This window comes from Kiloniellales bacterium, from assembly GCA_030064845.1.
In the GTDB taxonomy this organism is placed as follows: domain Bacteria; phylum Pseudomonadota; class Alphaproteobacteria; order Kiloniellales; family JAKSDN01; genus JASJEC01.
Genome location: JASJEC010000103.1, coordinates 1 through 8,653, shown reverse-complemented (window position 1 = coordinate 8,653; position 8,653 = coordinate 1). Strand labels below are relative to the sequence as shown.

Annotated in this window: 9 protein-coding genes; 2 read left to right on the top strand and 7 right to left on the bottom strand. The window is 66.9% G+C overall.

The genetic code is table 11. The features are described 5' to 3' along the window. The 6 genes from QNJ67_22900 to QNJ67_22875 all read right to left on the bottom strand — a co-directional run. Positions 1 to 632, bottom strand: a 632-nt coding sequence (locus QNJ67_22900) for an SDR family NAD(P)-dependent oxidoreductase (protein ID MDJ0611839.1), incomplete at its 3' end; no start/stop codon positions are given. Positions 633 to 635: 3 nt separating this feature from the next. Beyond that, complete coding sequence (gene hisD / locus QNJ67_22895) at positions 636 to 1,937, bottom strand: histidinol dehydrogenase (protein MDJ0611838.1); 1,302 nt, start codon at positions 1,935 to 1,937, stop codon at positions 636 to 638. A gap of 20 nt (positions 1,938 to 1,957) precedes the next feature. After that, positions 1,958 to 3,277: a TRAP transporter large permease gene (locus tag QNJ67_22890; protein MDJ0611837.1), complete on the bottom strand. Its 1,320-nt coding sequence runs from the start codon at positions 3,275 to 3,277 to the stop codon at positions 1,958 to 1,960. A gap of 280 nt (positions 3,278 to 3,557) precedes the next feature. After that, on the bottom strand, positions 3,558 to 4,082 hold the full coding sequence (locus QNJ67_22885) for a TRAP transporter small permease (GenBank protein MDJ0611836.1): 525 nt from the start codon (positions 4,080 to 4,082) through the stop codon (positions 3,558 to 3,560). Between the two features lie 111 nt (positions 4,083 to 4,193). Next, positions 4,194 to 5,348 carry a TRAP transporter substrate-binding protein gene (locus QNJ67_22880; GenBank protein ID MDJ0611835.1) on the bottom strand — a complete coding sequence of 385 codons (1,155 nt, stop codon included), beginning with the start codon at positions 5,346 to 5,348 and terminating at the stop codon, positions 4,194 to 4,196. 25 nt (positions 5,349 to 5,373) lie between these two features. Next, complete coding sequence (locus QNJ67_22875) at positions 5,374 to 5,595, bottom strand: hypothetical protein (protein ID MDJ0611834.1); 222 nt, start codon at positions 5,593 to 5,595, stop codon at positions 5,374 to 5,376. A gap of 161 nt (positions 5,596 to 5,756) precedes the next feature. Here QNJ67_22875 and QNJ67_22870 point away from each other — a divergent pair, with 161 nt between their 5' ends. Both QNJ67_22870 and leuB read left to right on the top strand, forming a co-directional pair. Beyond that, positions 5,757 to 6,803 (top strand): LacI family DNA-binding transcriptional regulator, encoded by a 1,047-nt coding sequence (locus QNJ67_22870; GenBank protein MDJ0611833.1) that lies wholly within the window; start codon positions 5,757 to 5,759, stop codon positions 6,801 to 6,803. Positions 6,804 to 6,922: 119 nt separating this feature from the next. Continuing rightward, entirely contained in the window at positions 6,923 to 8,023 is a 1,101-nt protein-coding gene (gene leuB / locus QNJ67_22865) for a 3-isopropylmalate dehydrogenase (protein MDJ0611832.1), read from the top strand. Between the two features lie 10 nt (positions 8,024 to 8,033). Here leuB and QNJ67_22860 read toward each other — a convergent pair whose 3' ends face one another. Then, complete coding sequence (locus QNJ67_22860; GenBank protein MDJ0611831.1) at positions 8,034 to 8,345, bottom strand: muconolactone Delta-isomerase family protein; 312 nt, start codon at positions 8,343 to 8,345, stop codon at positions 8,034 to 8,036. Positions 8,346 to 8,653: the final 308 nt, after the last annotated feature.

The following is an 8,653-nucleotide window of genomic DNA, read 5'->3' as shown; positions in this document are numbered from 1 at the left end:
CCGGCCAGCGCCGCGACGCGCTCGGCATCGTCGAAGACCGGCGCCGTGAGGGCGGTCGGGAAGAAGCCGGGCGCGATGGCGTTGCAGGTGACGCCGTCGGCGGACCAGGCCTCGGCCATGGCCCTGGTCAGCTGGGCAACCCCGCCCTTGGAGGCGCCATAGGCCATGCCGTTGGCGAAGGCGCGCGACGACTGGAGCGAGGCCATGTTGACCACCCGGCCCCAGCCCTTGGCCCGCATGCCGTCGACCAGGGCGCGGGCGAGGAAGAAGGGGGTCGAGAGATTGATCGCGAGCGTCGCGTCCCAGCTCTCCGGCGAGATCGCCTCGGCGGGCTCGCGGAAGTTGACGCCGGCCGCGTTGACCAGGATGTCCGGCGCGCCGAAGGGCTCCGCCATGCGGGCCGCCGGCGCGTCCAGCGCCCGGTAGTCGGCGAGGTCGGCCGGCACCGCGGCGGCGCGGCCGCCGCCGGCCTCGATCTCCGCCGCCGCCGCGGCCAGTTCCGCTTCCCGCCGGGCGACCAGCACGACCGCCGCGCCGGCGCCGGCCAGGGCCTGGGCCAGGCTGAGCCCGATGCCGGAGCTGGCCCCGGTGACCACGGCCACCTTGCCGCTGAGGTCGAAGAGGCCGGCCACGCTTCAGGCCTCGAGCTCGAACTGCTCGCCCGGGAAGTACTTCTCGAGGCGGATGTCGCCCGAGCGCGCATGGCCGACCATGCCTTCGAGACGGGAGATCCGCGCGGTGACCGCGGCGATGTCCCGGTTGGCTTCCCGGTTCATGCGCTGCCAGGTCAGGATCTTGATGAACTTGTGCACCGAGAGCCCGCCGGAATAGCGCGCCGCGCCCTTGGTCGGCAGGATGTGGTTCGGGCCCGAGGTCTTATCGCCGAAGGCGACCGTGGTCTCCTCGCCGAGGAAGAGCGAGCCGTAGTTGGCGAGATTGTCCAGCCACCAGTCCAGGTCCGCTGCATGGACTTCCAGGTGCTCGGCCGCGTAGTCGTCCGAGACCCTGACCGCCTCTTCCCGGCTGTCCACCACCACGACCTCGCCGTAGTCGCGCCAGGCGGCCTCTGCGTTCTTGCGGTTGAGCTCGGGCAATAGCGCGATGTGCTTGGGCACCAGGGCCATGGCCTCCTCGGCCAGCGCGGGCGAGGTAGCGATCAGCCAGGCCGGCGAGTTGTAGCCATGCTCCGCCTGGCTCACCAAGTCGCAGGCGACCACGTCGGGGTCGGCGGTCTCGTCGGCGATGATCGCGATCTCCGTGGGGCCCGCGAACATGTCGATGCCGACCCGGCCGTAGAGGATGCGCTTGGCTTCGGCGACGTACTGGTTGCCCGGGCCGACCAGGATATCGGCCTCGGTGCCGGTGAAGAGGCCGAACGCGAGGGCCGCCACGCCCTGCACGCCGCCCAGGCAGAGGATGTCGTCGGCGCCGCAGAGGTCGAGCGCGAAGACGATCGCCGGATCGATGCCCTGGGCGTCGCGCGGCGGCGAGCAGGCGATGACCCGCTTGACCCCGGCGACCTTGGCGGTGGTGGCGCTCATGATGGCCGATGCGACGTGGGCGTAGCGCCCGCCCGGCACGTAGCAGCCGGCGGCGGCCATGGGCACCAGGCGCTGGCCGGCGATCAGGCCAGGCGAGATCTCGGTCTCGACCGGTGTCAGGCTGGCCAGCTGGGCTTCGGCGAAGCGGTGCACCCTCTCGTGGGCGAAGGCGATGTCCGCCTTGACCCGCTCGGACAGCCGGCCGGCGGCCGCCTCACGCTCGGCCTGCGAGACCAGGATCTCGCCCTGCCAATCGTCGAACTTGCGGCTGTATTCCCGCGCCTTCTCTTCGCCGCCGGCCTCGATCTCGTCGAGCATGCGGGCGACGGTCTCGCGCACGTCCTGTTCGCCGGTCGCGGCGGTCTTCTCGGCCTTCTTCAAGTAGCGGACAGCCACGGTCTTTCACCCTCCATGTGTCAGTAGATATCAGGCAGGAAAACGGTGGAAATCGCGGGCACGTAGGCGATCAGGAGCACGACGACCAGCATGCCGATCACATAGGGACCCGTCCTGGCCGCGATCTTCAGGACCGATTCCCCAGTGATACCCGAGATCACGAAAAGATTTAGGCCCAGCGGAGGCGTGATGAAGCCGACACCGAGGGCGGTGATCATCATGATGCAGAACTGGATCTCGTTCATGCCGATCTCCTGCGCCAGCGGCAGCAGGATCGGTGCCAGGACCACGATGTTCGGCGTCGTCTCCATGACGCAGCCGGCCGCGATCAGGATCCCGATCATCAGCAGGATGATCACGTAGGGATCCTCGGTAAGCTCGGTGACCGCGAAGACCACGCCCTGGGGCACGTTGAGCGCCGCCAGAGCCTGCGCGAGCGGCAGCGACATGGCGATGATCGGCAGGATGACGCCGTTCACCTTGGCCGAGCTGACCAGCATCTTGGGAAAGTCGGCCAGGGTCAGCGTGCCCTGGAGCAACCCGATGACGATTGTCGTGCCGACCGCCACCGCGGCTGCCTCGGTCGGCGTGAAGATGCCGGTGTAGATGCCGCCCAGGATGATGATCGGAACCAGCAGGGCATAGCGGCCGTCCCAAACGGTCTTGCGCCAACGCTCGAACGAGAAGCCGGCCTTCTCGCCCTCGAAACCGTAGATCCGGTTCATCACGGCGTTGGAGATCATGATCGAAAGCATGATCATGACGCCGGGAATCGCCGCCGCGAGAAAGAGGGTCGACGCCGAGATGCCCAGGATCAGGCCGATGATGATGTAGGCGATCGACGGCGGGATCAGGATGCCGGTGCAGGCTCCCGAGGCGACCAAGGCGCAGGCGTAGGGTCGGGGATAGCCTTTGTCGACCAGCTTGTGGATAGTCATGCGCCCGACCGCAGCGGCGCCAGCCGCATCGGAGCCCGAAATGCAGGCGAAGAATCCGCAGCCGAGCACCGTCGCCGTGCCCAAACCGGCGCGGAACCCGCCGGTGGTCGCATCAGCCACGTCGAGCAGCTTGTTGGACAGTCCTGTGCGGACCAGGACGTCACCGGTCAGGATAAACAGCGGAACGGCGATGAGCGCGAAGTGATCGATGCCGTCGAACAGCGATTCGCCCAGCAGGGAAATCGGCAGCACGTCAGTCGTGACCAGCATGACGACCGCGCCGATACCCAGTGCCGCCCAGACCGGCACCGCCAGGGCGATCAGCCCGACGATCAGGAGAACCGGCCCGTAGAACTCCCAGCCGAGATCGACGGTCTGTTCCTGCATTGTTTGCCAGAGCATGCCGTCGCCTCCCTAGGGCCTGTTGGCACTCACGGCGCGCCCCTGGCGGGAGCGCATTTGCGCCGGAGCCAGGAGCGGGAGGCGCCGTGGGGTTGGGCCCCACAAGGCCTTCCGCGACGCCGCCCCGGCGCAAACACGCCCCGTCCCGAAGGGATCCGGCGAAATCGGCCCGCTGCCGCGTTGCTTGTCGTCGAATATGCTCCGCATGTCCTTCCTCCTCGCGCCTAACAGCAGGCCGATTTCACTCGGACCAGGAGCGCGCCGTGAATGTCAACAGGCCCTAATCGAACATCTTCTTGCCTTCGAAGACGGACCGGCCGCCGCGAAGGTCGCCGAAATCGCGCCAGATCGACTGGCTTAGGCGATAGATCATCAGGGAGAAGCCGAGCGGCACGGCCGCGAGAAACCACGCGAGGCTGATCCGCAGGCCGTGGGTGACCGAGCCGAACTTAATGGAGATCTCCAGGGACTCGATCGCGGTGTAGAGCGCCAGCAGCGCCAGTCCCAACATGCAGAAATCGCCGAAGAGATAGACCGCCGCCTTGGCCCGGCGCGAGAGGTAGTGCAGCAGAACGTCGATGCGGATATGGGCCCGGTCCTTGACCGCCGCCGAGGCGCCGACCCAGGCAAGGTAGATGAAGGCGTAGCGGGCGATCTCCTCGCCCCAGATCGAGGAATAGGAGAGAACGAAGCGGCGCACGACCTCGACGACGATGGTCGCGACGATCATGGCGTAGAACCCCAGCAGCAGCCAGCGCTCCGCGTTCTCGTCCAGGCGTTTCCAAAGTGAATCCGGCTTGCTCATCCTGCTCGCCCCCCAGCTTTCCCGCGGCCGCCGCGAGGGGGCCGCGGATGTGCATCGGTCGCACTTGAGATTGAAGGGAGGGCGGCGCTCCGCCCTCCCCGCCTAAGGCGATCAGGCGTCGTGAACGTAAAGACGGCTCTGGGTGTTGGCCGCCTCCTCGAGCTTGCCGAAGGTGGCAAGCGAGCCGGCGAGCTCTTTCTTGAAACCGTCCCATTCGGAACGCTGATAGCCGCCCGCCTTGACCCATTCCTCGAGCTCGCTGGCGGTCGGCGAATAGAATTGCACGCCGGCGGCCCCCATCTCGGCCATCGCATAGTTGCGCGCCGCCGGAACCTTGGCGAGGTTCTGCTGCGCCGTGATGTCCGAGGCGAAGACGATGCCATCCTGCACGTCGCTCGGCAGCCCATTGAACCATTCGAGATTGCAGGAATAGACCTGGCTGTCCGGCACGGCCTGGGAGAAGGTGACCCAGGAAAGGACGTCCTTGAAACCGAAGACATGGAGCGCGCCGACCGCCGGGTCGAGCGCGTCTGCCACGCCCTGCTTGATCGCCGAGGGGGTCTCGCCCCAGGCGACCGGCGTCGGGTTCGCGCCGATCATGCGGTAGTACTGCTGCAGCATCTTGGAACCAGGCACGCGGAACTTGATCCCGGAGAGATCGGCCGGCGTCTTGACCGGCCCCTTGCCGCCCTTGCGCACCGCGACCACGCGCGGGTCGATCACCACGTACCAGAGCGGCTTGAAGCCCTTGGATTCGACCTGAGGATCGACTTCAGCTTTCCAGGCCTCTGAGTTGACCAGATTGACAAATTTCTGATTGGCGCCGCAGAAGTACGGCAGGTTGATCAGGTCGACCACCGGCGCGAAGGGCGCGAAGTTGGACAGCGAGTGCTGGGCCGCCTGCACCGTGCCGTTCTGCACCTTCTGAGCGAGGGCGCCCCCGGCCCCGAGCTGCCCACCCGGCGCCAGCTTGACGTAGACCTGGCCGCCCGTGGCGTTCTGGATGTTCTCCTTGAAGTCGAGCTGCATGATCGGATAGCTGCGCGAGGCTCCGAGGATATAGGCCGTGGCCACGGTCATGCTGTGCTTGGCCGCCTTCTGCCGCCGCTTTTCTTCCTTCGCGGTCTGCGCCGCGGCCTCCGAACTGGCCAGGGTCCCGGCGGCACCGGCGACCACCGCCGCCGTGAAGCCGTACTTGGCGGAGATCTCAAAGAAACGCCGTCTCTCTTCGGACTTGAGGCCGTCGCGGCCGAATTGTTTCGTCACAGCATTTTCTCCCTTGCTCGGTTTCTCAGTCGTTTTGGTTTTGGCTTTGGTCTTGCGCGCGCTCCCGGTCGACGCAGGCCGCGATGAACAGGACCACCGCCGCGAAGAGCACGAGGAACTCTCCGACGTCGCCCAGACCCGGCACCGTGGTGGCACCGCCGAGAATGGCGATCTTCCCGATCACGATGTTGCCGGCGAAAATGACGAAAAGGACCGCGGCACCCCAAAGCGCTATGCGTCCTGGCATTTGTCTGATCGCCTCCCGGAGACTCGTTTTGTTGTCGCTCTTTGTAAGCGCTTACATTTTTTTCACAATCGCTCAGAGTCACTGCATTGTCAATCTGTATATTTCTGAGTGGCAGGTCTGTATACTGACAACGCGGTATCAGACAATCCGGCGCGGACCTCGTGACACTCAAAAGCAAGCGCTTACAGAAAATTGAGACAGGGCGTCCGAACCTGGACGACGTAGCGCGACATGCCGAGGTCTCGACGGCCACGGTATCGCGCTACTTCAGCGCTCCGGAGAGGGTCCGTCCCGCGCTGCGACAGCGCGTGCGGGAGGCTGTCGATCAGCTCGGCTACACGCCGCATGGCGCGGCGCGGGCTTTGGCATCCCAACGTAGCAATACCATCGGGGCGGTCATCCCCACCCTGGACAACGCGATCTTCGCGACCGTGGTGCAGACCCTGCAGAAGGAGCTCTCGGCCCAGGGAAGAACGCTGCTGCTCGCCGCCTCGGACTACGACCCGGAGCGCGAGCGCGGCCAGATCGAGAACCTTGTCGTGCGGGGCGTGGACGGACTGATGCTCACCGGCGAGGCGCGGCAAGCAAGCGTCTATGGGCTGCTCGAGCGCCGCGGCATTCACCACGTCAGCACCTATGTCCACCATCCCGGCTCGGCACACCCGACGATCGGCTTCGACAACCGGGGGGCCATGCACAAGCTCGTCGGCTATCTGCACGATCTTGGGCACCGCTCCTTCGCCATGATCGCGGGTATTGCCGCCAACAACGATCGCGCCAGCGAGCGGATCGCCGGTGTCAGGAATGCCCTCGAGGAAAGGGGATTGGACTTGAAACGTGGGCGACTCCTGGAAGGCGCCTACACAATCGCGGCGGGCCGTCAGGCGCTCGGCCGGCTGATGGATCTGGCGGAGCGGCCGACCGCTATCCTCTGCGGCAATGATGTGCTCGCCCTCGGCGCGCTCCTGGAAGCCCGGGCGAGAAAGCTCCGCGTGCCCGAAGATCTCTCGATCACCGGCTTCGACGATCTCGATCTGGCCAGGGAGATCCCGCCGGGGCTGACGACGATCCATGCGCCGCTCAAGGAGATGGGACGGCGGACCGCGGCCTATCTGCTGCAGGCAGGATCAGATGAAGACAAGGTCCTCCATGTCGAGCTGCCGGCGGAGCTGGTCGTGCGGGGTTCAACGGCCCCGCCACCGAGGTAAGGCCCGGCGTCGCTCCCTATTCCGCCCGGGAAGAGATTCGATACCTTCCGTCGCCGGTGTACTGCGGCGAGACCTCCCTTATCATCTGGTCGAGTCGACGAGGCGCGAAGGACGTGAGCGTGAGCGAGACCATCAAAATCCTGGCTCTAGCCGGCGACGGCATCGGGCCCGAGGTGGTCGGCGCGGCGCTCGCAGTGCTCGATCACGTGGTGCGGACCGAGGGGCTGCCGTTGGAGGTCGAAGAGGACCTGCTGGGCGGCGCCTGCTGGGACCGGTACGGCACCTTCTGCCGCGACGAGACCGTAGAGCAGGCGCGCAGGGCCGATGCGGTGCTGGTCGGCGCGGTCGGCGGGCCGAAGTGGGAGGGCCTCGAGATCGAGGGCGGCCCGGAGCAGAAGGACGGACTCACCCGGCTGCGCAAGGAACTCGACGTCTTCGCCGGCCTGCGCCCGGCGCGCGCCTACCCCGCCCTCCTCGACCGGGTGCCCCTGAAGCCGGACGTCGTGACCGGCGCCGACGTGATGGTGGTGCGCGAGCTCTGCGCCGGGCTCTACTTCGGCACGCCCCGCGGCATCGAACGCGGAGCGGACGGGATTCTGCGCGGCACCGACGCCAATCTCTACACCGCGCCGGAGATCGAACGCATCGCCCGGATCGCCTTCGAGCTGGCGGGGCGGCGGCGCGGCGTTCTCGCCTCGGTCGACAAGGCCAATGTCATGGAGAGCGGGGTGCTGTGGCGCCGGATCGTCACCGAGCTGGGCGCCGAGGCCTATCCCGACGTCGCGCTGACGCACTACTACGCGGATCACGCCGCCTACCAGCTGATGCGCGAGCCACGAACTTTCGACGTGGTCCTCGGCGACAACCTCTTCGCCGACATCCTGTCCGACCAGGCAGCAGTCTTCGCCGGCTCCCTCGGCATGCTGCCCTCGGCCTCGCTGACCCGCCTTGCTCAGCCGGGGGCACGCAGCAAGCCCGGCATATACGAGCCGGTGCACGGCAGCGCCCCCGACATCGCCGGCCGGGGCATCGCCAACCCGCTCGGCACCATCCTCAGCCTGGCCATGATGTTCGACCACGGCCTGGCCCGGCCCGACATCGCCCGGCGGATCGAGGAAAGCGTCGAGCGCGTACTATCGGACGGGGTCTTGACCCCCGACCTCGGCGGCAACGCCGGGACCGCAGAGGCTACCCGGGCGACGATCGCGGCTTACGGATAGCGTCTTCCGCTCAGCTCAGCCGGCTCTTCACGTCTGCGGCGAAGTCCTCGTAGCGCCGAAGCGCCGTGACCTCGACGTCCACGTGCTGGCCGTGCTCCTTCATGATCGGCAGGTCGAGCAGGATCTGGTCGAGGGTGTCCGGCGAGTCGACCTGGACCACGGCGACCACCCGCCGCTCGCCGACGCACTTCCAGAGGTCGACCACGACGCCGGCCTCCTTGGCGCCGATCGCCGCGTCGGCTTCGCGCGACCAGATCTCGAAGAGCTGCTTCTGGCTCATGTCGGCCGGATATTCGACATGGAAGTCCAACAGGTACAGCATGACGGTCCTCCCCCTTTCGTTTTGCCCGGCGCATGGTAGGGGAAGCCGGCGCAAGTTTGCAGGGGATTTCGAAACCGGCCGTCCATTCGGCCAAGCTCGTCCCGCTTAGAGCGGATTCACGCAATTGAATGGATCGCCCCGGGCGAGTCCATTCAATCACGATCTGCTCGAGGGCCTGTTGACATTCACGGCGCGCTCCTGGCGGGAGCGCATTTGCGCCGGGGCCAGGAGCGGGAGGCGCCGTGGGGTTGGGCCCCACAAGTCCTTCCGCGACGCCGCCCCGGCGCAAATGCGCCCCGTCCCGAAGG